Genomic DNA, 21164 nt, shown 5'->3' on the forward strand with positions numbered 1-21164 from the left:
GCCGCCATGCCCGCCGCCCTTGCCCTGACCGGCCTCGCCAAATCCTTCGATCGCCCCGTGGTCAAGGGCGTGGACCTCACTATCCAGCCCGGCGAATTCTATGCCCTGCTCGGCCCCAATGGCGCCGGCAAGACCACGATCCTGCGCATGGTCGCCGGCCTGTTAAAGCCCGATGCCGGCGCCATCGCCATTTTCGGCATCGACGCCCTTGCCGACCCGGTCGGCGCCAAGCGCCTCATGGCCTGGGTGTCCGACGAGCCCATGGTCTATGACCGGCTCACGCCGCTGGAATATCTCGAATTCGTTGCCGGCCTCTGGCAGGTCGAGCCGGACCGGGCCCGGCAAGCGGCCCATGAACTGATCGACTGGCTGGGACTGGCGCCCCATGCCAACGAGCTGTGCGGCAGCTTCTCCAAGGGCATGCTGCAAAAGGTGGCCCTTGCCGGCGCCCTGGTCCATGATCCGCAGCTGATCATTCTCGACGAGCCGCTGACCGGGCTCGATGCCGGCTCGGCCCGCCAGGTCAAGGACGTGCTGCGCCAGAAAACCGCGTCCGGCGTTGCGGTGATCATGACCACCCATATCCTCGAAGTCGCCGAACGCATGGCCGAGCGCATCGGCGTCATTGCCGAGGGCCGCCTCATCGCCGAAGGCACCCTCGCCCAATTGCGCGCCCGCATCGGCCGCGAAACCACCTTGGAGGAAATCTTCCTCGATCTGGTGGCGCAGGGACACGACGCGGCATGAAATCCGCCTCCCTGCTCTGGTTCGCCCGCCACGAATTCCGTCTCACCTGGCGCGAATGGATGGCCATGATGACCGGGGGCAAGCGAACCCGCCTCATCAGCTGGATCGTCGGCGGCACCGCCGTCTATGGCTTCATCACCCTCATCGCCTGGTTCGCCGTCAGGCCCTGGGTGACGGCCGGCGCCGTGCTCGACAAGCAGACCTTGCTGGTCATTTCCGGCATGGGCCTGCTCTTTTGGGCGGTGACCCTGTCCCAGGCGCTCGAAGCCGTCACCCGGGTCTATTACGGCCGCTCCGATCTCGATCTCATCCTGTCATCCCCCACCTCCAGCGCCCGCGTCTTTGCCATCAGGGCCGGCGCGGTCTGCCTCACCACCACGGCGCTCGGCGCCCTGCTCATCAGCCCGCTGATCTTCGCCCTGGCGCTGCAAGCCGGCTGGCACTGGCTCTCCGCCTATCTGCTCCTGGCGGCGCTCGCCGCCCTTTCGGTCGCCATCGCCATGGCGCTCACCCGGCTGCTGTTCCAGCTTGCCGGGCCGAAGCGGACGCGCCTTTTGTCCCAGATCGTCGCCGGCATTGTCGGCGCCGGCTTCGTCATCGGCATCCAGGCCGCCGCCATCCTGTCCCATGAAGGTTTTTCGCGTTTCGCCTTCTTCCAGTCCGCCGACTTGATCGCCGCCGCCCCGGACGAAACCAGCCTGCTCTGGCTGCCCGCCCGCGCCGCCATGGGGGACCTGGCAGCCGCCGCCCTCATCCTCGCCGCCGCGCTTGTTGTGCTCGGCCTCGCCATCGCCTTCATTGCCCCCAGCTATGGCCGTCTCGCCACCTCCGCCGCCGGGCTCAGCCATATCAGCAGCCAGCGCCGGGCATCCGGGGTCAGCTTCGCGCCCACCAGCCAGCGCCGGGCGCTGCGCCGCAAGGAATGGAAGCTGCTGCAACGCGATCCCTGGCTCTTGTCCCAGACCTTGATGCAATTGCTCTATCTGGTGCCGCCGGCCTTGCTGCTCTGGGTCAATTACGGCGCTGGCGAAGGCACGTTCTTCGTCGTCGTGCCGGTCCTGGTCATGGCCTCGGGGCAGCTTGCCGGCGGCCTCGCCTGGCTGGCCATTTCCGGGGAAGACGCGCACGACCTCGTCGCCACCGCGCCGCTCCTTCCCGCAACCATTCTCCGCGCCAAGGTCGAGGCGGTGCTGGTCGTCATCGCCGTCATCCTCGCTCCGCTCCTGGTGTTTTTGGCCTTTGCCTCCTGGCCCATGGCCCTGATCACCGCCTGCTGCGCCGCCCTGGCCTCGGCTTCGGCCACCGCCATCCAGCTCTGGTTCCGCGTCACCGCCAAGCGCTCCATGTTCCGCCGCCGCCAGACCGCCTCGCGCGCCGCCACTTTATGTGAGGCCTTCTCGTCCATTCTCTGGGCCGGCACCGGCGCGCTCTGGGCCGCCGGCACCCCGCTGGCCCTTCTTCCTGCCCTTGCCGCGCTCGGCGTGCTAGGCTTGGCGCGACTCATCGCTCCACGGCCCGCCTGACATGACCGACCTGACCTTCCGCGATGCGACGCCGGCCGACATTCCTACCCTGTTGCAATTGGCCCATGCGGGCGATGCACGCGGCGCAGACGCGCCGCCCCTCGACCCAGCCAGCCTCAACGATCCGCGCTATCGCGCCGCCTTCGACGCCATTTCTGCCGATCCGAACCATCGGCTGATCGTCGCCGAGCGCCGTGGCGAAGTGGTCGGCACCTTGCAGATCAGCTTCATCCCCGGACTGCCGCGTTTCGGGATGAAGCGGGGCATGTTGGAAAACGTCCATGTCCGCGCCGACCAGCGCGGCAATGGCCTCGGCTCGGAAATGGTGCAATGGGCGGTGGCCCGCTGCCGCGAAGCCGGCTGTGGCCTCGTCCAGCTCACCTCCAACAAGGTCCGTCTCAACGCCCACCGCTTCTACGAAAAGCTGGGCTTCGAACAGACCCATATGGGCTTCAAGCTGCTCTTGTAGCGGCCAGGTGAAAGCCTGCTAGGCTCTGCGCGTGGAACATCCGCCGCCTATACAAAAAAGGCCCGGCACCTGCCGGACCTTTCTCGTCATCATGGAAGACCTGATCAATCTATCCGGCCGGACCAATCGTCGACTTCCTTGCGGACCTCGTCCTTGGCCTTGCCGTAGCGCTCCTGGATCTTGCCTTCGAGCTGCTCGCGATTGCCGTTGATCTGGGCAATATCGTCATCGGTGAGCTTGCCCCATTGCTCCTTCACCTTGCCGGTAAACTGCTTCCAGTTTCCTTCAACACGGTTCCAATCCATTGTGGTCTCCTTTTGAATTCGTATGAAGACTCAACGCCCGACATCCCGGAGCGTTCCGGCCTTGGCTGGATCGGCGCGCCGGAATCAGGCCGCTCGGACGGCGATCTGCCGTTCGAGCGCGGCCAGCACGGCCTCGATCCTGTAGGGTTTCGGCATAAAGACCGCGCCGGGCGGTAAATCGGCCGGGGCCGGACGGACGCCGCCGGAGACCACGGCAATGGGCAGGCCCGGCCGCAGGCGGGCGGCCAGCCGGGCCAATTGCAAGCCATTATAGCTTCCCGGCAATTCGATATCGGTGATCAGGGCGTCGATATCGGCGTCGATCAGGCTGATGGCGCCACGGGCGCTGGTCACCGGAATGACTTCGATGCCGCGATCGGCGACCGAATCGACCAGATCGAGCAACAATAAAACCTCGTCCTCGACGGCGAGGATACGCGACAATTTGGACATGGGACTGGTCCCTTGCGACAGAAATGATTCTATGGGCGACGCTGCAAGGGCAAGCGGATTGGGCCGCCTTTGGTTGCACCCGCCAGGCGCATGGCTGCCATCATGGTTAGCATTTGGTTCAAATTGTTCCGACTTGCAGGGCCCGCAGCGCCCCGCGCTCAGAGCTGGCTCGTCCGGTAGAGCGCCACGCGGATGCCGCCATGCAGAACCGGCGGCAGCATGGGCTCGAAGCTCAGTCCCGTCGCCTGGGCCAATTGCTTGTCGGCGGTGACGATGCCGGCGCGCCACCCCTGAAACCGGCTTTTCAGCACAATGCCCAGCGTCCGATGCAGCGCGATGAGCGGCCCCTTGCTGCCAATGCGGCCGCCATAGGGCGGATTGACGATGACCAGGCCCGGCGGGCCTGCGGGCGGGGTAAGCTCTTCGATGGATTTCTGCTCGAAGCGGGTGAAATCGGCCAATCTCGCCCGCATGGCGTTTTCCTCGGCCATGCGGATCGCCCCGGCATCGCGGTCGGAACCATGGAAGCGCAGCAATGTGGGCTTGGCCGGCGCTGCGACGCGCAAGGCCGCCCAGGCGGCGGGATCGAAGCTCGGCAAATGCTCGAAGGCGAAATGGCGCTCGCGGCCGGGCAGCAGGCCAGCGGCGATTTCGGCGGCCTCGATGGGGAACGTCCCCGAGCCGCACATCGGGTCGAGCACCGGTTCATCGCCCTTATAGCCGCATTGGCGCAGGAACATCGCCGCCATGGTTTCGCGCATCGGCGCCTTGTTGACCGCTTCCTTGAAGCCGCGCTTGTGCAGCGATGCACCGGTCGTGTCGGTGCTGATGGTGACCAGATCGTCCTCGATGCGCACCATGACGCGCAGCGCGGCGTCTTCGGTGATCGGCGCTCCCAAAGTCGCGTTGATCGCCTTGGCCACCCGCTGCGCCGCCGCGCCATCATGATAGATGCGCGAGCGCTTGCAGGAAGCCTCGACCTGCACCGGCACATCGGCTCGCAGGAAATCACCCCAGGCCAGCTTGCGGGCGCGCTTGTCGAGCTGCGCCAGATGCAGGGCCCGGAAGGACGCGATCCGCGCCAGAATGCGCGTCGCCCCGCGCAGCGTCAGATTGGCGCGCCAGACATCCGGCCAGCTGCCGGAAAAGGTAACGCCGCCATCGATGATTTGCGCATCGGCGAAGCCGGCCTCGCGGGCCTCGTCGGCCAGCGGGGCTTCGAGGCCGGGGGTGGCGACGAGGAAAATGTCGAAAGGAACCAGGGTCATGACGGAGCATTAGAGCATCGTGCAGAAAAGTGGAAATCCGGTTTTCTGCAAACAACGATGTGACAACAAGACGATAGAACGCACCTCGCTCTGGCGGGGGCGCCGAAGCGGTTACAAAAGCGGGGAGGGTTACGCGGACGGCCCAATATGCTTATATCGGCAGAAGGCGATGAAATCCTCGCCGTCAGCCGAAATGAAAATGAGAGTGTCCGCAATGACCGAATATGTGCCGCCCAAAGTCTGGACCTGGGATCAGTCGAATGGCGGGGCCTTCGCCAGCACCAACCGGCCCATAGCCGGCGCCACCCATGAAGCCGAATTGCCGCGCGGCCAGCATAGGCTGCAATTGCATTCGCTGGCGACGCCGAACGGGCAGAAGGTGTCCATCATGCTCGAGGAGCTGCTGGCTGCCGGGCATGACGCCGAATACGACGCCTGGCTCATCGATATCGGCAAGGGCGACCAGTTCGGCTCCGGCTTCGTGTCGATCAATCCGAACTCCAAGATTCCGGCCATGGTCGATTACGGTTCCTCCGAGCCGATCCGCCTGTTCGAGAGCGGCTCGATCCTGGTCTATCTCGCCGACAAATTCGACGCCTTCCTGTCCAGGGACGCGGCCAAGCGCGCCGAGACCATGAACTGGCTGTTCTGGCAGATGGGCAGCGCCCCCTTTGTCGGCGGCGGCTTCGGGCATTTCTACGTCTACGCCCCGGAAAAGCTCGAATATCCGATCAATCGCTATGCCATGGAAACCAAGCGGCAGCTCGACGTGCTGGACCGGCAATTGGCCGAGCACGAATATGTTTCGGGCAGCGACTACACCATTGCCGACATGGCCATCTTTCCCTGGTATGGCGGCATCGTGCTGGGCCGGACCTATAACGCCGCCGAATTCCTCGATGTCGGCAGCTACAAGAACCTGTTGCGCTGGGCCGAGCAGATCGATGCCCGCGAGCCGGTCAAGCGCGGCCGCTGCGTCAATGCCACCGGCGGTCCCGAGGACGAACAGCTCGCCGAACGCCACAGCGCCGCCGATATCGACGAGGTGCTCGCCATACGCAAGGCGCGCGGCACGGTCTAAGCGCCTTATCGGCGCTTGAGGCGGCGGCTTTGCACGCCGCCGCCCGCCTGCCGGATTGGACATACACGCGCTGTTAAGCCTGGGAACGGCATGATGAAGCCGCGTTCGCGGATCGGCCTGATTCCGCTGGCGCATCATTGCGTCCGAGCAAGAGTATTGCGTCCATGCGTCTGATCATCGGTGTCATCGTTGTCTTTGCCAGCGTGTTCGGCGGCTATGCCGCCATGGGCGGACATGTGCTGGTGCTCTGGCAACCCTTTGAATTCGTGATCATCCTGGGCGCCGCTTTCGGCGCCTTCGTCATCGCCAACGGCGCCCCGGTGCTCAAGGCGGTACCGTTCATGTTCGCCACCATGTTCAAGGGGCCCAAATATAACAAGGCCGCCTATGTGGAACTGCTGGGCATGCAATATTCCATGTACAAGCTGGTGCAGCAAAAGGGCATTCTCGGCATCGAGGCGCATATCGAGGACCCGGCCAATTCCACGCTGTTCAACGCCTTTCCCTCCTTTGCCAGGAACCACCACGCGGTGGAATTCGTATGCGATTACATGCGCATGGTGACCATGGGCTCCAACAATGTGCATGAAATGGACGCCCTGATGGACGAGGAGCTGGAAACCCATCACCAGGAACAGGACCGCCTGGTCTCCGCCGTCCAGGCCATTGCCGACGGCACCCCGGCACTGGGCATCGTCGCTGCCGTCCTCGGCGTCATCAAGACCATGGGCGCCATCACCGAGCCGCCCGAAGTACTCGGCCATCTGATCGGCGGCGCGCTGGTCGGCACGTTTTTCGGCGTCTTCGTCGCCTATGGCTTCTTCGCCCCCATGGCGCAGTCGCTCAAGAACACCTTCGAGGCGGAAGCGAAATATTACCTGTCGCTCAAGGTCGGCCTGCTGGCCCATATCAGCGGCCAGCCGCCGGTCATGGCCATCGAATTCGCCCGCAAGGCCCTGATGAGCGAAGTGCGCCCCACCTTCAACGAGGTGGAAGCGGCGACGGCGGCCCTGCCGGCCACCGCCTGATCCTCCCGGAAAGGGCAAGCCAGAATGGCCAATTACGACCAGCCGATCATTATCAAGAAGATCAAGAAGGCCAAGCACGTCCATCACGGCGGCGCCTGGAAGATCGCCTATGCCGACTTCGTCACGGCGATGATGGCCTTCTTCCTGCTGCTCTGGCTGATCAGCATGACCTCGCCCGAGCAGAAGGAAGGCCTGGCCGATTATTTCGCCCCCTCGGCCGCCAGCGTCTCCTCCAGCGGATCGGGCGGGGTGCTGGGCGGCACCGCCATGGACAATTCCGGCAGCCTGATGTCCGGCTCGGCGGCCGATGTCATCACCGATTCCCCCGCCTCCCCCCACAATGCCGAGCGCGAGGCGATTGAGAACAATCTCGGTGGCGCGGCGCGCCAGCAGGGCAGCGAGGCCCAGCCCAGCAGCGACAGCGAATACGATCTCAAATCCATGAACGACCAGGCCTTCCACAGCGCCGCCGCCAGCATCAGGCAGGCCTGGCAGGCCCTGCCCGAACTGACCCCGTTCATGGACAATTTGCTGGTGGAGCGGACCGATGAGGGCCTCGATATCCAGATCGTCGACCAACAGGGCCGCCCGATGTTCCCCGAGGGCTCGAAATATCCGCTGGAAGCCACGCGGGCGGCGATCGCCGCCATCGGCCCCATCCTGCAACAGCTCAATGCCCAGGTGAACATTTCCGGACATACGGCGGCGGGCGGCCGTTATGACAATCCGCGTTACGGTCCGTGGGAATTATCGGCCGACCGTGCCAATTCGGTGCGCTCGACGCTTGGCGAATTCGGCCTGTCCGACGACCGGATCAAATCGGTGATCGGCCGTGCCACCGACGAGCCCTTCTTCCCCAACGATCCCTATATGGCCGCCAATGAGCGGGTGCGCATCACCGTCCTGCATTCCGCCCCCCCGGTGCCGCTCGGCCTTCAGCCCTGATCCCGGCAACCAATCGCATGGCAGCCGGGCGACCCGGCGGCTGGCCAGCGGCCGCTCGGGCTGATAGAGCCTTCCCGACGGCCATCCGGCCGATCCCCGCCTGCCTCTCCGGTGAGGCGAAAAATCACGTTAGGATAATTTTTGCAGGTTCAGGTACGCGACAACAATGTCGACCAAGCCCTAAGGGTGCTGAAGAAGCGTCTTCAGCGCGAGGGCGTCTTCCGGGAGATGAAGCTCCGTAAATATTTCGAAAAGCCCTCCGAAGCCCGGATTCGGGAAAAGGCCGAGGCGGTGCGCCGCGCGCGCAAGAACGCGCGTAAGCAGGCGATCCGCGAAGGGCTGATCGCCGCGCCCAAGCGGGTCGAGCGCACGCCTCCGCGGCCTCAGAGCCGTCCCGCCAGCTAAAAGCCGTCAGCGCCTTGTCCGTTATTACGGACAGGGCCGCCGGCGGCCCGGCCGCTGTCGAGCCCGCGATAGAGGTGTCTGATCTGCGCCGGACCGAGTTTGCGGTCCCCGATCTTCAGCATGGCGCCGCGCAGGCTTACCGGCGCCGCATGTTCCATGGCGAAGCGGACGGCCTTGGCCGCGGAACGGAAATGACGCGGACCCTGCGCGAAGGCGGTCGCGGCGTCGCTGCCGAGGAACAGGTCCGCCGGCGCGTTAAGAATTTGGATATTCATTTTACTCTCTCTGCCGGTTCACCCGGCTTGTTTTTTAGCGCTTCCCGCGCTGGAGGGGGTAATCGGGGGCATGATAGAGCTCCCGGATCGCCTCGCCCTCATATCGTTCGTCGCCGCATTCGAGAGCCACGCTGCGCAATGTCGCGCGGGGCATTTCCTCGATGGCGAAGCGGATGGCTTCGGCGGCGGAAGGGAACCGCTGATAGCGGCTATTGCGCGACTTGAACGTCGCGACGCTTGAATAAAGTTCGGCTGACGCGGACCAGTCCAGGCTCGCGCTCACCTCTTGCTGATGGCGATGCTGAAGACGTTCTCGTCTTCATCATATTCGGTCTTCATCACATTGCTGGGCGACAGGTCGAGTTCTTCGACCACCCGCTCATTGCTTTCGCCCAATGACTTGACCCGGTAAAGCACGGGGCCTTTGTCATGCGGCATGCAGGAGACGACTTCGCACGGCCCGGCGGGCCGATTGCTGTGCCGAGGAGCGGAACGCAGCTCAAGCATCTGGCCGACTTTGTAAAGGTGGGGCATGGCACGCTCCTGTTCGGAAGAAATGAGGGCGCGCCAGGCGCCCCCACAAAAATTCGGCTTAGGCCGGATACAGCTTAAGCCAGCTGGATATTGATGGCCGATTCACGACCGTCACGTCCCTGCTCGAGATCATAGCTGACCTTCTGGCCATCACCGAGACCGGATATGCCGGCGCGTTCCAGAGCCGACACGTGGACGAAAGCGTCCTTGCCGCCCTGATCGGGGGTGATGAAGCCGAAGCCCTTGGTCGAATTGTAGAACTTCACGGTGCCGTTAATCATTTGGCGCCCTTTCGGATTAGCTCGAAGCATTGCAAACGAGCAGGTTTCCCCTGCGCATCGTGCATCAGGGGCCTAAAAACGTTTGCAGATCGGAAGGAAAGCCAAACAACCGGCCGCGCCGGAAGGATCAGTTTGCCGACAGGGGCAGAAAACGTATGCTGCCAATATCGGTCTCAATTGCGTATAAGTCAAGGCAAGTCACCGAAACGCAGCAAACCCGGCCAGCGTCTCAACACTGATGACATCGCCTGAACGCCCGTCCCACCACATCATTTCAGCCAGGCAAGCGACATGACCAAGCACCGGATTTATTCAGTCAGCCTCGCCAGCGTCTATCCTCATTATGTCACCAAGGCGGAAAAGAAGGGCCGCACCAGCCAGGAGGTCGACGAAATCATCCGCTGGCTCACCGGCCACGACCAGGCCTCGCTCGAGGCCGAACTGACGAACCAGACCAGTTTCGAGGATTTTTTCGCCCGCGCGCCCCGGATGAACCCGTCCCGCTCGCAGATAACCGGAGTCGTCTGCGGCGTCCGGGTCGAGCAGATCGAAGATCCCCTCATGCGCGAAATCCGTTATCTCGATAAACTCATCGACGAACTGGCCAAGGGCAAGGCCATGGAAAAGATCCTGCGCCGCCAGGATGGCGAGCGCCCTGTTTAGTTGACGTCTCCCCAGAGCTTCCGGCTTCGAGGGGAACCCGCAGCTCCTTTTCTCTCCTCCTGTTGAGGCAGGGCTATCGCATATGGCCTCGATGACGCCTCTTTCTCGGATCGTCACGCTCGCGTCGAGCGCGAAGGTGACGAGCGGTGAATCAAGGAAGAGGCGAGATCATCGAGGCTGCCGCTGAAAACCCTCTGAAGCGCGTGCACGCCCGAGCTTTTCCGATCGTCTGCGGCAAAGCGCGCCGGACATAGCCGCTGTGCTCAATCCACCCCTTCCCATCGCCGTTCCTTTCCGCTAAACCGCCCACTTAACCACCATGTTCGGTCTTCTTCCCCGCGCCGCAGTGCTCAGCTGCCACGCAGGTTTCGCGCGGACGGGTGCGTCCGGGCGATTCCCCTCGCCCGCTGTCCTATTAGTCAGTCATAGAGCGAGCCCCGAATGCCGAAGCGTACCGACATCAAATCGATCCTCATTATCGGCGCGGGTCCCATCATTATCGGGCAGGCCTGCGAGTTCGACTATTCCGGCACCCAGGCCTGCAAGGCGTTGAAGGAAGAGGGCTACCGGATCATTCTGGTGAACTCCAATCCGGCGACGATCATGACCGACCCGGACCTGGCCGACGCCACCTATATGGAGCCGATCACGCCCGAGGTCGTCGCCAAGATCATCGAGAAGGAGCGGCCCGACGCGCTGCTGCCCACCATGGGCGGCCAGACGGCGCTGAACTGCGCCCTGTCGCTGCGCAAGATGGGCGTACTCGAAAAATTCGGCGTCGAAATGATCGGCGCCACCGCCGAGGCCATCGACAAGGCCGAGGACCGCGAATTGTTCCGCGACGCCATGAAGAAGATCGGGCTCGAAACCCCGCGCTCCATGCTCGCTCATAACAGCATCGAAGCCCTGCAGGCGCTCGAAGTCATCGGCCTGCCCGCCATCATCCGCCCCAGCTTCACCCTCGGCGGCACCGGCGGCGGCATTGCCTATAACCGCGAGGAATATCTCGCCATCTGCGAAAGCGGCATCGACGCTTCGCCCACCAATGAAGTCCTGGTCGAGGAAAGCGTGCTCGGCTGGAAGGAATTCGAGATGGAAGTTGTCCGCGACAAGAAGGACAATTGCATCATCATCTGCTCCATCGAGAACATCGACCCGATGGGCGTCCATACCGGCGACAGCATCACCGTCGCCCCGGCGCTGACGCTCACCGACAAGGAATACCAGATCATGCGCGACGCCTCTTTGGCGGTCCTGCGCGAGATCGGGGTGGAAACCGGCGGCTCCAACGTCCAGTTCGGCATCAATCCGGCCGATGGCCGCATGGTCGTCATCGAGATGAATCCGCGCGTTTCGCGCTCCTCGGCCCTGGCCTCGAAGGCCACCGGCTTCCCCATCGCCAAGGTCGCGGCGCGCCTTGCCGTCGGCTATACGCTGGATGAATTGGAAAACGACATTACCGGCGGCGCTACCCCGGCCTCGTTCGAGCCCAGCATCGACTATGTCGTCACCAAGATTCCGCGCTTCGCCTTCGAGAAATTCCCCGGCGCCGACAATCGCCTCACCACCTCGATGAAATCGGTGGGCGAGGCCATGGCCATCGGCCGCACCTTCCAGGAATCGCTGCAAAAGGCCCTGCGCAGCCTCGAAACCGGCCTGACCGGCCTCAACGAGGTCGGCATTCCGGGCCTGGGCGAAGGCGAGGACAAGAACGCCATCAAGGCCGCTCTCGGCACCCCGACGCCTAACCGGCTGCTGCATGTGGCCGAAGCCATGCGCCTCGGCGTCTCCAACGAAGATATTTTCGAAGCCTGCAAGATCGATCCCTGGTTCCTCGAACAGATGCGCGGCATCGTCGACATGGAAGCCAAGGTCCGGCAATTCGGCCTGCCGCAGGACGAAGCCAATCTGCGCCAGCTCAAGTCGATGGGCTTCTCCGACGCCCGCCTCGCCCAGCTCGCCAATCTCAAGCCCGCCGACGTCCGCAAGCTGCGCCATTCGCTCGAAGTGCGCCCGGCCTATAAGCGCATCGATACCTCCGCCGCGGAATTCGCCTCGCCGACCGCCTATATGTATTCGACCTATGAAGCCCCCTTTGCCGGCAAGGTCGAGGACGAGGCCCGCCCCTCCGACCGCAAGAAAGTGGTCATTCTCGGCGGCGGCCCCAACCGGATCGGCCAGGGCATCGAGTTCGACTATTGCTGCTGTCACGCCGCTTTCGCGCTGGCCGAGGCCGGCTACGAGACCATCATGGTCAATTGCAATCCCGAAACCGTCTCCACCGATTACGACACCTCGGACCGCCTCTATTTCGAGCCGCTGACCGAAGAAGACGTCATCGAGATCCTGCTGACCGAAAAGCAGAACGGGACGCTGCATGGCGTCATCGTGCAATTCGGCGGCCAGACCCCGCTCAACCTGGCCGAGGCGGTGCAGAAGGCCGGTGTGCCGATCCTGGGCACCCAGCCTGACGCCATCGACCTGGCCGAAGACCGCGACCTGTTCATGAAGCTGCTCAACAAGCTGGAATTGACCCAGCCCAAGAACGGCATCGCCTATAGCCTCGAACAGGCCCGCCTTATCGCCGAGCGCCTCGGCTATCCGCTGGTCATCCGCCCCTCCTATGTGCTGGGCGGCCGCGCCATGGCCATCGTCCATTCAGCCAATGAATTCGAGCGCTATGTTCAGGATACCCTGACCGGCCTGGTGCCGCCCGATATCCTGCAACGCTATCCCAATGACCGGACCGGCCAGATCAATTCGGTCCTCTCCGACAATCCACTATTGTTCGACGCTTATCTGTCCGGGGCGACCGAAATCGACGTCGATTGCCTTTGCGACGGCAAGGACGTGTTCGTCGCCGGCATCATGGAGCATATCGAGGAAGCCGGCATCCATTCCGGCGATTCCGCCTGCTCGCTGCCGCCGCGTTCGCTCTCGCCCGAGATCATCGCCGAACTCAAGCGCCAGACCGGCGAACTGGCCTTCGCGCTCAAGGTCGGCGGGCTGATGAACGTGCAATTCGCCCTCAAGGACGGCATCATCTACCTCATCGAGGTCAATCCGCGCGCCTCGCGCACCGTGCCCTTCGTCGCCAAGGTCATCGGCGAGCCCATCGCCAAGATCGCCTCGCGCATCATGGCCGGCGAAAGCCTGGCCAGCTTCAATCTGGTCGAGAAGAAATTCGATCATATCGCTGTCAAGGAAGCCGTCTTCCCCTTCAACCGCTTCCCCGGGGTCGATACGGTTCTGGGGCCGGAAATGAAGTCCACCGGCGAGGTCATCGGCCTCGATACCGATTTCGCCATGGCCTTCGCCAAGTCGCAGATGGGCGCCGGCCAGAAAGTGCCGGTTTCGGGAACCGCCTTCATTTCGGTCCGCGATGCCGACAAGCCCCATATCGTCGACATGGCCCGTCACCTGGTCGAAGCCGGCTTCGAGATTCTCGCCACCGGCGGTACGCAGCGCTACCTCAACGATAACGATGTGCCAGCAATAAAGATCAATAAGGTGCTCGAAGGCCGTCCGCACATCGTCGATTCCATGAAGAATGGCGGGGTGCAATTGGTCATCAACACCACCGATGGCGTGAAGTCGATCAGCGATAGCCGCGACATCCGGCGCACCGCATTGCTGGCGAAAATCCCGTATTACACCACGGTCGACGGCGCGCTCGCCGCCGTGGAAGGCATCCTCGCCATCCGCAATGGCAGTCTCCAGGTCCGCGCCCTGCAGGATTATTTCGCCGCCTGATCCGCTCTTCGCACCGGATCAAATCGGCTTCGATAACAAGGGCTTGCGCCGAATACGCGGCAAACCGAAAGCCAATATGCGCAAGCCTTCGACCCGATGCAGCACCAAAGCCAGAGCCAGCGTCCGGCACGTCATCGCCGTGGCGCTGGCCAGGGCGGCGCCCACAATGCCGAATAGCGGCACCAGCGCCAATGCCAGCGCCGTCATTATCGCCAGCACGCCCAGCGCCACCAGCAAGCCCTCCCGCTGGCGTCCCAACACGATAACAGCCTCACCCGCCTGCCCTGCCATGGCCCGCACCACCATGCCGGCGCCAAGCACGACCATGACGCCATATCCGGCAATGAACGCCTCGCCAAAAGCGCCGAGAAGCAGCGGTCCCGCCAGCAGGGCCAGGGCCACGGCGGCGATGGTCGCCCATAGGGTCATCCGGGTATTTTCAAGAATGCTGTCTTGCAGGTCGGCCCGCGATTTTCCCGCCAGGTCCAGGGCGAAGCGCCGGCCGGCCACCAGCGTCATCGCATAGGTGACGAAGCCGGCCAGCGCCAGGCTGCGCGCCGCGGCGAAATAGATCCCGACCGCTTCCGGCTCGGCCAGCAGGCTGAGCACCAGCACATCGCCATAGCCGGTCAGATCCTCCAATCCGGACAGCAGCAGCAAAGGCAGCGAGGCCATCAGCCACAAGCGCCGCTGGCGGCGCGTCGGCGCGGCCCCCTCGGGCGCCACGACCCGCAGCCGCCGCGCCAGCACCAGCGCCAGACCGGCCGTCACCAGCGCCATGGAGCCGATCAGCACGGCGCCGACAATCGGCAGGCTCAGGACTATCCCGGCGGCGCTGAGGCCGACACAGATCAGTCCGATCAGGATGGGTCGCACGATATAAACCGGCAGAGCCGCCAGCCGGAACCAGCCGAAGCTGCGCGCCACCCCTTCGAGGAAATATTCCATGGCCAGGAACGGCAATCCCAGTGCCACCAGCAGCAGCATCAATCCCGGTCCATCGGCAATGCCGATGCCGACCGCCACGGCGATTGCCGCGATCGCCAGCGCCACGCTGGCGCCGAACACCATTGCCAGCCCGAACCGCCAATAATTCCGCAAGGCGGCCACCCGGCCCCGCAGGTGATAGCGCGGCAGGAAACGGACGCTGGATTCGGCAAAGCCCAGCGCCGCGAAGCTTCCCAGCGCCAGCATCCAGGTCCACAGCGTCACGAAACCGCCATAGCCATCCGCCGGCATCAGCCGGGCGAGCAGCACCTGCAAGCCGAACACCAATCCGGCGCTCAACACGCGGATGCCCAGGGCTATGGCGGCATCCAGCATCCCGGATCGGGCATCAGACATAGAGCAGCAGGCAGACCGCCGGCCTGAGGAAATTGGTCGCCTGCTCCACCGTCTTCGGCAAGCGCCCATGCAAGCGCTTCAGTGCCGGACGCAGTCGAGGCAGCCATGCTGACGCATAGAAGCGGCCCCGCCAGCTCAGCGCCTCGGCCCGGCTGGTCACGGCAATCGATCTATTGGTCCAGCTGGTCTTGTAATCGGCCTGATTGATCAAGAGGTCATAGGCGGCAATGCCATGGTCGATCAGCCAGCCCACAGTCAGGTCCATCTGCACCTTGCCCGGCGACAGATCGCGCAGATCCCAGTCGAAGCCGCCGATATAGGCGTAATAATGCTTTTGATGGAGCAGGCCCAATTCGATGGCGGCCACGCGGTCGCCCACCCGCAACACCGACAGGCATGCCCCCGAATGCCTAACGCTGTCGCCGGCGAGCAAGGCCAGGAAATCCTCATAGCCACCCATGGAGAAGCCGGTGCTGAACCGTCCGGTCTCGGTCAGCCAACGGCGCTTCATCTCGGTGCATTGCCGCACCAGCGCCTCGAATTCGGGATGATCGGGCCAGATCACCTCAAAGCTCAATTCCCCCAGGCGCGCCAGGTGGTTGCGGCGCCGGTTACGATTGCGCTTCTGCAGCTTGCCCAATTGGGCGGTATAAGCCTCCGCAGAGGCAAAGCCGGACAGATCGAGCAGGGAGGCCAGGTTGTCAGAGCCCGTCACCACCGGCTTGTCGGCCAATATTTCCGCCAATGCCGACCCTTCCGGCACCGCCCGGGAAATCGTCACGTCGCATTTCGAAGCCTGGACGGCGGCCCGAAGCTGCCGGGCGATCTTGGCCATGGGCGCCGCGTCCCGCCGCACCAGTACGCCGCAATATTGGCTATGCGGCATGCCCAGCGTTTCCAGCCGCTTGATGCCGGCAATTTCCACAATCATGCGGGGCCAGATGGCGATCAGGTTTTCGTCGCACCAAAGGGTGACGATATAGGGCCGATATGCGCCATCCCGGCCGAAGCGCGCCACCCAATTGCGGCACCAATCATAGCTCTGGAAATAGCCCAGCGGATCGGCGCAATCGGTCTCGAGCCCGCGCCATGCCGCAGCAATGGCCTCGATCTCTTCCAGCGTGCCGAGCACACGCGTGGCAATGCTGCCCCTTGGCCACACTTGCTGCAATTCCCCTGACCGCGGATACCGTAAAATCCCGTATGGACTTTGCAATTGCCCGGCGCATTAGACAAAGTCTTTCTGCCCAAATGGTAAAGCATTACCGTCACTAAGGAAAAAGCGGTCCACCAGGTTCAATGCCTGTTCAATATCCGCGTCACCCACATCGAGATGCGTCACCCAGCGTTGCTGGCCATAACGCCCCGAAACCGCCACGCCATGGCTGGCGAGATAGGGCGTCAGCCGCTCTCCGATAGCGGAATCCATGTCCACCCAAACAATATTGGTATCCGGCATGGTCACCCGCAACGCCTCGTGCCGGGCCAGGCCTGCCGCCAGCATCCGGGCGCGGCGATGGTCGTCGGCCAGCCGGGCGATATTGTTGTCCAGTGCATAGAGCCCCGCCGCCGCCAATATGCCCGCCTGCCGCATGCCACCACCCAGCATCTTGCGGTGGCGGCGCGCTGTCTCGATCAGATCGGCGCGTCCGGCCAGCACTGAGCCGACTGGCGCGCCCAGGCCCTTGGAGAGGCAAATGGAAACCGTGTCGAAGCGCGCCGTGAATTCCGCGATCCCGACGCCCAGAGCCGCGCAGGCATTGAAGGCCCGCGCGCCATCGAGATGCAGGCCCAGCCCATATCGGTCCGCCAGATCGGCCACCGCCTCCATATAGCGCATCGGCAGCGCGCGGCCGCCATAGGTGTTCTCCAGCGCGATCATCCGCGTCGTGGCGAAATGGCTGTCGCCGGATTTGATATCGGCCTCGATATCGTCCAGCGCCATGGTGCCGTCCGGCTGCTGCACGATGGGTTGCGGCTGGATCGAGCCCAGGACCGCGGCGCCGCCGGCCTCGTATTTATAGCAATGCGCATCCTGCCCGGCGATGAAGCCTTCGCCCCGCCCGCAATGGCTCATCAATGCCAGCAGGTTCGATTGCGTGCCGGAGGGCACGAAGAGGGCCGCGTCCTTGCCCAGCATCCCGGCCAGGCGCTGCTCCAGCAGATTGACGGTGGGATCCTCGCCATACACATCGTCGCCCACCTCGGCCTCTGCCATGGCGGCGCGCATTCCGATGCTGGGCCGGGTCACCGTATCGGAGCGGAAATCGTGGCGGACAACGTTCATGGCGGGCTCCGGGAGAAGAACATGGTCTTGTGCCAAGCCGAGGCGGGTTTGGCTAGGCCGCCTTCACCGCCGTCATTATTTGCACCTTCCAAACGCCCCGGACTCGACTAGAATGCGGGGCGTCCGACGTCACTTTGCCCGATCGGACCGCCTTGCCCACGCTGGCGCCGGTTTCAGTTCGGCCCGGAGCGGAACTTTTGGAACCAGAGCCTTGCTCACTCGGCAAAACCACGCGTTTTGCCGAATGCTTCACCTCGCCGATACGCCATATTGATGCTCTGGAATTTTCAGGCTAGATTTGCAATATCGAATATTGCGGCCGACTGATCCGAAGACGCGAATGCCATTCGCCATTGCTGACGTCATCTTCCGATATTTGATATCAATTATGGTTCCAGCCGGGTGCACGGAAGGGACCATAACCAGCAGCGATTGCACGAGGGAACGCGCATCATGGCAACGGGCACCGTTAAGTGGTTCAACGGCCAAAAAGGCTATGGCTTCATTCAGCCGGACGAGGGTGGTGCGGACGTATTCGTCCATATCTCCGCCGTCCAGCGCTCCGGCCTCAATGGCCTGGATGAAGGCCAGAAAATCAATTACGAGATCGTCAAGGACAAGCGGACCGGTAAATCCGCCGCCGACAATCTCACCGCCGACTGATTCACGGACAACGATAAAAGGGGTGCGTTCCGCAGAGGAACGCGCCCCTTGCCTTTTTGCCTATTCCCCCTCGGGAGCCACGCGGATCAATTGCCCGTTCGGGGCGTCGGTCAGAAGATAGATCGCCCCGTCAGGGCCGACGCGAACATCGCGAATGCGACCCAATTGCCCCTGGAACAGGGCTTCCTCCGCCACCACCTCATCGCCTTCCATGTCGAGCCGCACCAGGACATTGCCGCTCAGCCCGCCCAGCAGCAGGTCGCCGTCCCAATCGGGGATCAGGCTGCCCTGGTAGAAGTCGAGGCCCGAAGGGGAAATGGATGGGTCCCAATAATGCAGCGGCTGCTCCAGTCCCTCCTGCTGCTGGCCCACGCCGATAGGCAGCCCGGAATAATCGCGGCCATAAGTGATCACCGGCCAGCCGTAATTTCGACCGGCTTCCACCCGGTTGAGTTCGTCGCCGCCACGCGCGCCATGCTCCACCATGAACAGCGCGCCATCGCTGTCCCGTAGCGTCGCGCCCTGCGGATTGCGATGCCCGATGCTCCAGAATTCGGGGGCCCAATTCTCGATCCGGGGATTATCCGCCGGGATCGAGCCGTCCGGGGCGATGCGCACCACCCCGCCCGCGAGATCGGCCGCATCCTGCGCCCGGTCCATCGTGCCGCGATCGCCCAGCGTCACGAACAGATTGCCGTCCTGGCCGACAACGATGCGGGAGCCGAAATGCCGGTTGGAATTGTCGAAGCGGTTCATGCGGAAAATGACATTCTGGTCTTCCAGCCGACCGCCATCCCCGTCCAGCACCAGCCGCGCCGCCATCACCGCCGTGCCGGTGCCGCGCTGCAATCCGGCGGCCTCCGCCGGTTCGGCATAGCTGAGATAGATCTGCCCGGTTTCGGCAAAATCGGGCGCCAGCGCCAGATCGAGCAGGCCGCCCTGCCCCCGCGCTTCCACTTGCGGCACCCCCTCGATCGGCGTCCCGGCCGCGCCGTCCTCGATGACGACCAGCCGCCCGGGCCGTTCGGTCACCAGAAACCGTCCATCCGGCAGGAAAGCCAGCGCCCAGGGATGCTCCAATCCCTCGACCAGGATCGCGGCATTGAGTCGCCCCGCGCTCGAGTCCACATTCTGGGCCTGGCCGGGCGATGCGATCAGCGTAGTGGCCGCAATCAGGGTGGAAAGTGCAACAAGTCGGATCATCATTGTTCTGCCTTTCTGTCAGGCGGAAGCGCCCGCCATTGCATTGCCATGTGGAGTGCCTGCCCCAACCGGGCACACCCGCTTGACCGCAACGCGGCAGCCGGGCAAGCTGGATGGCATCTCCCTGAAAACTTATCGTGAAGCACTGGCCGAACGAAGCTTGGCGGGAAGAAGCCATGCAGGCAGCCAAACCTGCCGCTGGCACATAACAGTTTCGTTTCGTGTCGCGGCCCGGGAAACCAGCCGCGCACAATTCTTTGCATTTTGCCGAGCCGATTGGAGGCAGGACAATTATGGACAAGATTCCGATGACGGTTCAGGGGCACCAGGCCCTCAGCGCCGAATACGAGCACCGCACCCAGAACGAGCGCCGCCGGATCATCAATGCCATCTCCGAAGCCCGCGCCCATGGCGACCTTTCGGAAAACGCCGAATATTCCGCCGCCAAGGAGCAGCAGAGCCTCAATGAGGGCCGCATCCAGGAGCTGGAAGCCATGCTGGCGCTGGCCGAGATCATCGACGTCACCAAACTCAGCGGCAGCAAGGTCAAGTTCGGCGCCACCGTCACTTTCCTGGACGAGGACACCGAAGAGGAAAAGGTCTACCAGCTCGTGGGCGATCCGGAGGCCGACGCCTCGGCCGGCCGCATCTCCATTTCCTCGCCCATCGCCCGCGCCATGATCGGCAAGGAGGAAGGCGATTCGTTCGAAGTCGCAGCTCCGGGCGGCTCCAGAAGCTACGAGATCGTCAAGGTCGTCTATATCTGACGCCCAAAATACGGGCATCGCCGCCCTGGTCTGCATCTTTTCTGTTCACTCCCGCAGGCATCTGCCCCGCGGGAGTGACTTTGCCTTGAAACCTGCCCGCTTCGCCCCTTAACTAAGGCGAGGAAGCGTTCCTGTCTTTTTGGAGAAGCGTCGCGATGCACGCGAAAGTCATCATCATCGGTTCCGGCCCGGCCGGCTACTCGGCCGCGGTCTACGCGGCGCGCGCCATGCTTGAGCCAGTGATGATCCAGGGCCTCCAGCCCGGCGGCCAGCTCACCATCACCACCGATGTCGAAAATTATCCCGGCTTTGCCGATGTCATCCAGGGGCCCTGGCTCATGGACCAGATGAAGGCGCAGGCCGAACATGTCGGCACCCGCATCGTCAACGACGTCATCACCGCCGTCGATCTCGACCGCCGCCCCTTCGTGCTGCATGGCGATAGCGGCGAAACCTACACCGCCGACTCGCTGATCATCGCCACCGGCGCCCAGGCCAAGTGGCTCGGCCTGCCCTCCGAGCAGAAATTCCAGGGTTTCGGCGTCTCCGCCTGCGCCACCTGCGACGGCTTCTTCTATCGCGGCAAGCAGGTGCTGGTGGTCGGCGGCGGCAATACTGCCGTCGAGGAGGCCCTGTTCCTCACCAATTTCGCCGACAAGGTCATCGTCGTGCATCGCCGCGACGAATTCCGCGCCGAGCGCATCCTGCAGGACCGCCTGTTCAAGCATCCCAAGATCGAGGTCCGCTGGAATACCGAAGTGGTCGAAGTCGGCGGCGCGCCGATGCCGCCCTCGGTCAACGCCGTCACGCTGCGCGATCGCGTCACCGGAAAAACCTATGAACAGCCTATCGACGGGGTCTTTGTCGCCATCGGCCACGCGCCGGCCACCTCGATCTTCGCCGGCAAGCTCGACATGAAGCCCGGCGGTTATCTGCAGGTGAAGCCGGGCACCACGGAAACCAATATTCCCGGCGTTTTCGCCGCCGGCGACGTCACCGACGATGTCTATCGCCAGGCGGTCACCGCCGCCGGCATGGGCTGCATGGCCGCGCTGGATGCCGAGCGCTTCCTGGCCGAACACGAATTGGCCGAGGCGGCGGAATAGACTGCGACAGCATGACCCCTGGAAAACCTTCATACGTCACAATTCCTGCGCCCCACTCGCCTAA

23 protein-coding genes are annotated in these 21164 nt (G+C 63.5%); 12 read left to right on the top strand and 11 right to left on the bottom strand.

What is annotated here, in order from left to right:
• Nucleotides 1-6: 6 nt before the first annotated feature.
• The 3 genes from O9Z70_RS09965 to O9Z70_RS09975 are packed head-to-tail and all read left to right on the top strand — an operon-like array spanning nucleotide 7 to nucleotide 2739.
• Entirely contained in the window at nucleotides 7-747 is a 741-nt protein-coding gene (locus tag O9Z70_RS09965; RefSeq protein WP_286018669.1) for an ABC transporter ATP-binding protein, read from the top strand.
• Entirely contained in the window at nucleotides 744-2270 is a 1527-nt protein-coding gene (locus tag O9Z70_RS09970; protein ID WP_286018670.1) for a permease, read from the top strand. The genes O9Z70_RS09965 and O9Z70_RS09970 overlap by 4 nt, the downstream gene beginning before the upstream one ends.
• Nucleotide 2271: 1 nt before the next feature.
• A complete protein-coding gene (locus O9Z70_RS09975; protein ID WP_286018671.1) occupies nucleotides 2272-2739 on the top strand; it encodes a GNAT family N-acetyltransferase in 468 nt (155 codons plus the stop codon).
• Nucleotides 2740-2843: 104 nt separating this feature from the next.
• On the opposite strand, the gene O9Z70_RS09980 is transcribed toward O9Z70_RS09975, so the two are convergent.
• From O9Z70_RS09980 to O9Z70_RS09990, 3 genes are all read right to left on the bottom strand, one after another.
• Nucleotides 2844-3044 (bottom strand): CsbD family protein, encoded by a 201-nt coding sequence (locus O9Z70_RS09980; protein ID WP_286018672.1) that lies wholly within the window; start codon nucleotides 3042-3044, stop codon nucleotides 2844-2846.
• An 84-nt stretch (nucleotides 3045-3128) separates the two neighbouring features.
• On the bottom strand, nucleotides 3129-3497 hold the full coding sequence (locus tag O9Z70_RS09985) for a response regulator (protein WP_286018673.1): 369 nt from the start codon (nucleotides 3495-3497) through the stop codon (nucleotides 3129-3131).
• A gap of 158 nt (nucleotides 3498-3655) precedes the next feature.
• A complete protein-coding gene (locus O9Z70_RS09990) occupies nucleotides 3656-4765 on the bottom strand; it encodes a THUMP domain-containing class I SAM-dependent RNA methyltransferase (RefSeq protein WP_286018674.1) in 1110 nt (369 codons plus the stop codon).
• A 214-nt stretch (nucleotides 4766-4979) separates the two neighbouring features.
• Here O9Z70_RS09990 and yghU point away from each other — a divergent pair, with 214 nt between their 5' ends.
• From yghU to rpsU, 4 genes are all read left to right on the top strand, one after another.
• Nucleotides 4980-5846: a glutathione-dependent disulfide-bond oxidoreductase gene (gene yghU, locus O9Z70_RS09995; RefSeq protein WP_502870194.1), complete on the top strand. Its 867-nt coding sequence runs from the start codon at nucleotides 4980-4982 to the stop codon at nucleotides 5844-5846.
• 164 nt (nucleotides 5847-6010) lie between these two features.
• Entirely contained in the window at nucleotides 6011-6874 is an 864-nt protein-coding gene (gene motA, locus O9Z70_RS10000; protein WP_286018676.1) for a flagellar motor stator protein MotA, read from the top strand.
• Between the two features lie 24 nt (nucleotides 6875-6898).
• Nucleotides 6899-7819: a flagellar motor protein MotB gene (locus tag O9Z70_RS10005; RefSeq protein WP_286018677.1), complete on the top strand. Its 921-nt coding sequence runs from the start codon at nucleotides 6899-6901 to the stop codon at nucleotides 7817-7819.
• A gap of 141 nt (nucleotides 7820-7960) precedes the next feature.
• Complete coding sequence (rpsU, locus tag O9Z70_RS10010; protein WP_286018678.1) at nucleotides 7961-8224, top strand: 30S ribosomal protein S21; 264 nt, start codon at nucleotides 7961-7963, stop codon at nucleotides 8222-8224.
• Here rpsU and O9Z70_RS10015 read toward each other — a convergent pair.
• From O9Z70_RS10015 to O9Z70_RS10030, 4 genes are all read right to left on the bottom strand, one after another.
• The gene (locus O9Z70_RS10015) at nucleotides 8221-8499 is read right to left on the bottom strand and encodes a hypothetical protein (RefSeq protein ID WP_286018679.1); all 279 of its coding nucleotides are present in this window, start codon (nucleotides 8497-8499) and stop codon (nucleotides 8221-8223) included. The genes rpsU and O9Z70_RS10015 overlap by 4 nt on opposite strands.
• Before the next feature lie 34 nt (nucleotides 8500-8533).
• On the bottom strand, nucleotides 8534-8782 hold the full coding sequence (locus O9Z70_RS10020; protein WP_286018680.1) for a hypothetical protein: 249 nt from the start codon (nucleotides 8780-8782) through the stop codon (nucleotides 8534-8536).
• On the bottom strand, nucleotides 8779-9033 hold the full coding sequence (locus tag O9Z70_RS10025) for a hypothetical protein (protein WP_286018681.1): 255 nt from the start codon (nucleotides 9031-9033) through the stop codon (nucleotides 8779-8781). The genes O9Z70_RS10020 and O9Z70_RS10025 overlap by 4 nt, the downstream gene beginning before the upstream one ends.
• A gap of 74 nt (nucleotides 9034-9107) precedes the next feature.
• Nucleotides 9108-9314, bottom strand: coding sequence for a cold-shock protein (locus tag O9Z70_RS10030; RefSeq protein ID WP_286018682.1), 207 nt, complete (start codon nucleotides 9312-9314; stop codon nucleotides 9108-9110).
• Nucleotides 9315-9605: 291 nt separating this feature from the next.
• Between O9Z70_RS10030 and O9Z70_RS10035 the strand changes: the two genes are divergently transcribed.
• Both O9Z70_RS10035 and carB read left to right on the top strand, forming a co-directional pair.
• Nucleotides 9606-9977, top strand: coding sequence for a DUF2200 domain-containing protein (locus tag O9Z70_RS10035; protein ID WP_286018683.1), 372 nt, complete (start codon nucleotides 9606-9608; stop codon nucleotides 9975-9977).
• 441 nt (nucleotides 9978-10418) lie between these two features.
• Complete coding sequence (gene carB, locus O9Z70_RS10040; protein ID WP_286018684.1) at nucleotides 10419-13730, top strand: carbamoyl-phosphate synthase large subunit; 3312 nt, start codon at nucleotides 10419-10421, stop codon at nucleotides 13728-13730.
• 18 nt (nucleotides 13731-13748) lie between these two features.
• On the opposite strand, the gene O9Z70_RS10045 is transcribed toward carB, so the two are convergent.
• The 3 genes from O9Z70_RS10045 to ltaE form a co-directional block, all read right to left on the bottom strand.
• Complete coding sequence (locus tag O9Z70_RS10045) at nucleotides 13749-15074, bottom strand: lipopolysaccharide biosynthesis protein (RefSeq protein ID WP_286018685.1); 1326 nt, start codon at nucleotides 15072-15074, stop codon at nucleotides 13749-13751.
• Complete coding sequence (locus O9Z70_RS10050; protein WP_286021989.1) at nucleotides 15067-16236, bottom strand: GNAT family N-acetyltransferase; 1170 nt, start codon at nucleotides 16234-16236, stop codon at nucleotides 15067-15069. The genes O9Z70_RS10045 and O9Z70_RS10050 overlap by 8 nt, the downstream gene beginning before the upstream one ends.
• Before the next feature lie 66 nt (nucleotides 16237-16302).
• The gene (gene ltaE, locus O9Z70_RS10055; protein ID WP_286018686.1) at nucleotides 16303-17361 is read right to left on the bottom strand and encodes a low-specificity L-threonine aldolase; all 1059 of its coding nucleotides are present in this window, start codon (nucleotides 17359-17361) and stop codon (nucleotides 16303-16305) included.
• Between the two features lie 453 nt (nucleotides 17362-17814).
• On the opposite strand from ltaE, the gene O9Z70_RS10060 reads away from it, so the two are divergent.
• Nucleotides 17815-18024 carry a cold-shock protein gene (locus tag O9Z70_RS10060; RefSeq protein WP_286018687.1) on the top strand — a complete coding sequence of 70 codons (210 nt, stop codon included), beginning with the start codon at nucleotides 17815-17817 and terminating at the stop codon, nucleotides 18022-18024.
• Nucleotides 18025-18084: 60 nt separating this feature from the next.
• On the opposite strand, the gene O9Z70_RS10065 is transcribed toward O9Z70_RS10060, so the two are convergent.
• Nucleotides 18085-19230 (bottom strand): PQQ-dependent sugar dehydrogenase, encoded by a 1146-nt coding sequence (locus tag O9Z70_RS10065; protein WP_286018688.1) that lies wholly within the window; start codon nucleotides 19228-19230, stop codon nucleotides 18085-18087.
• 290 nt (nucleotides 19231-19520) lie between these two features.
• Between O9Z70_RS10065 and greA the strand changes: the two genes are divergently transcribed.
• Entirely contained in the window at nucleotides 19521-19994 is a 474-nt protein-coding gene (gene greA, locus O9Z70_RS10070; protein ID WP_286018689.1) for a transcription elongation factor GreA, read from the top strand.
• Nucleotides 19995-20149: 155 nt separating this feature from the next.
• Complete coding sequence (gene trxB, locus O9Z70_RS10075; RefSeq protein WP_286018690.1) at nucleotides 20150-21100, top strand: thioredoxin-disulfide reductase; 951 nt, start codon at nucleotides 20150-20152, stop codon at nucleotides 21098-21100.
• Nucleotides 21101-21164 lie beyond the last annotated feature (64 nt).

The sequence above is a fragment of the Devosia sp. YIM 151766 genome (genome assembly GCF_030285925.1).
GTDB lineage: Bacteria > Pseudomonadota > Alphaproteobacteria > Rhizobiales > Devosiaceae > Devosia.

Coding starts and splice junctions, on each gene's coding strand:
- O9Z70_RS09965 (WP_286018669.1), top strand. CDS start 7: ATGCCCGCCGCCCTTGCCCTGACCGGCCTCGCCAAATCCTTCGATCGC.
- O9Z70_RS09970 (WP_286018670.1), top strand. CDS start 744: ATGAAATCCGCCTCCCTGCTCTGGTTCGCCCGCCACGAATTCCGTCTC.
- O9Z70_RS09975 (WP_286018671.1), top strand. CDS start 2,272: ATGACCGACCTGACCTTCCGCGATGCGACGCCGGCCGACATTCCTACC.
- O9Z70_RS09980 (WP_286018672.1), bottom strand. CDS start 3,044: ATGGATTGGAACCGTGTTGAAGGAAACTGGAAGCAGTTTACCGGCAAG.
- O9Z70_RS09985 (WP_286018673.1), bottom strand. CDS start 3,497: ATGTCCAAATTGTCGCGTATCCTCGCCGTCGAGGACGAGGTTTTATTG.
- O9Z70_RS09990 (WP_286018674.1), bottom strand. CDS start 4,765: ATGACCCTGGTTCCTTTCGACATTTTCCTCGTCGCCACCCCCGGCCTC.
- yghU (WP_502870194.1), top strand. CDS start 4,980: ATGACCGAATATGTGCCGCCCAAAGTCTGGACCTGGGATCAGTCGAAT.
- motA (WP_286018676.1), top strand. CDS start 6,011: ATGCGTCTGATCATCGGTGTCATCGTTGTCTTTGCCAGCGTGTTCGGC.
- O9Z70_RS10005 (WP_286018677.1), top strand. CDS start 6,899: ATGGCCAATTACGACCAGCCGATCATTATCAAGAAGATCAAGAAGGCC.
- O9Z70_RS10015 (WP_286018679.1), bottom strand. CDS start 8,499: ATGAATATCCAAATTCTTAACGCGCCGGCGGACCTGTTCCTCGGCAGC.
- O9Z70_RS10025 (WP_286018681.1), bottom strand. CDS start 9,033: ATGCCCCACCTTTACAAAGTCGGCCAGATGCTTGAGCTGCGTTCCGCT.
- O9Z70_RS10030 (WP_286018682.1), bottom strand. CDS start 9,314: ATGATTAACGGCACCGTGAAGTTCTACAATTCGACCAAGGGCTTCGGC.
- O9Z70_RS10035 (WP_286018683.1), top strand. CDS start 9,606: ATGACCAAGCACCGGATTTATTCAGTCAGCCTCGCCAGCGTCTATCCT.
- carB (WP_286018684.1), top strand. CDS start 10,419: ATGCCGAAGCGTACCGACATCAAATCGATCCTCATTATCGGCGCGGGT.
- O9Z70_RS10045 (WP_286018685.1), bottom strand. CDS start 15,074: ATGTCTGATGCCCGATCCGGGATGCTGGATGCCGCCATAGCCCTGGGC.
- ltaE (WP_286018686.1), bottom strand. CDS start 17,361: ATGAACGTTGTCCGCCACGATTTCCGCTCCGATACGGTGACCCGGCCC.
- O9Z70_RS10060 (WP_286018687.1), top strand. CDS start 17,815: ATGGCAACGGGCACCGTTAAGTGGTTCAACGGCCAAAAAGGCTATGGC.
- O9Z70_RS10065 (WP_286018688.1), bottom strand. CDS start 19,230: ATGATGATCCGACTTGTTGCACTTTCCACCCTGATTGCGGCCACTACG.
- greA (WP_286018689.1), top strand. CDS start 19,521: ATGGACAAGATTCCGATGACGGTTCAGGGGCACCAGGCCCTCAGCGCC.
- trxB (WP_286018690.1), top strand. CDS start 20,150: ATGCACGCGAAAGTCATCATCATCGGTTCCGGCCCGGCCGGCTACTCG.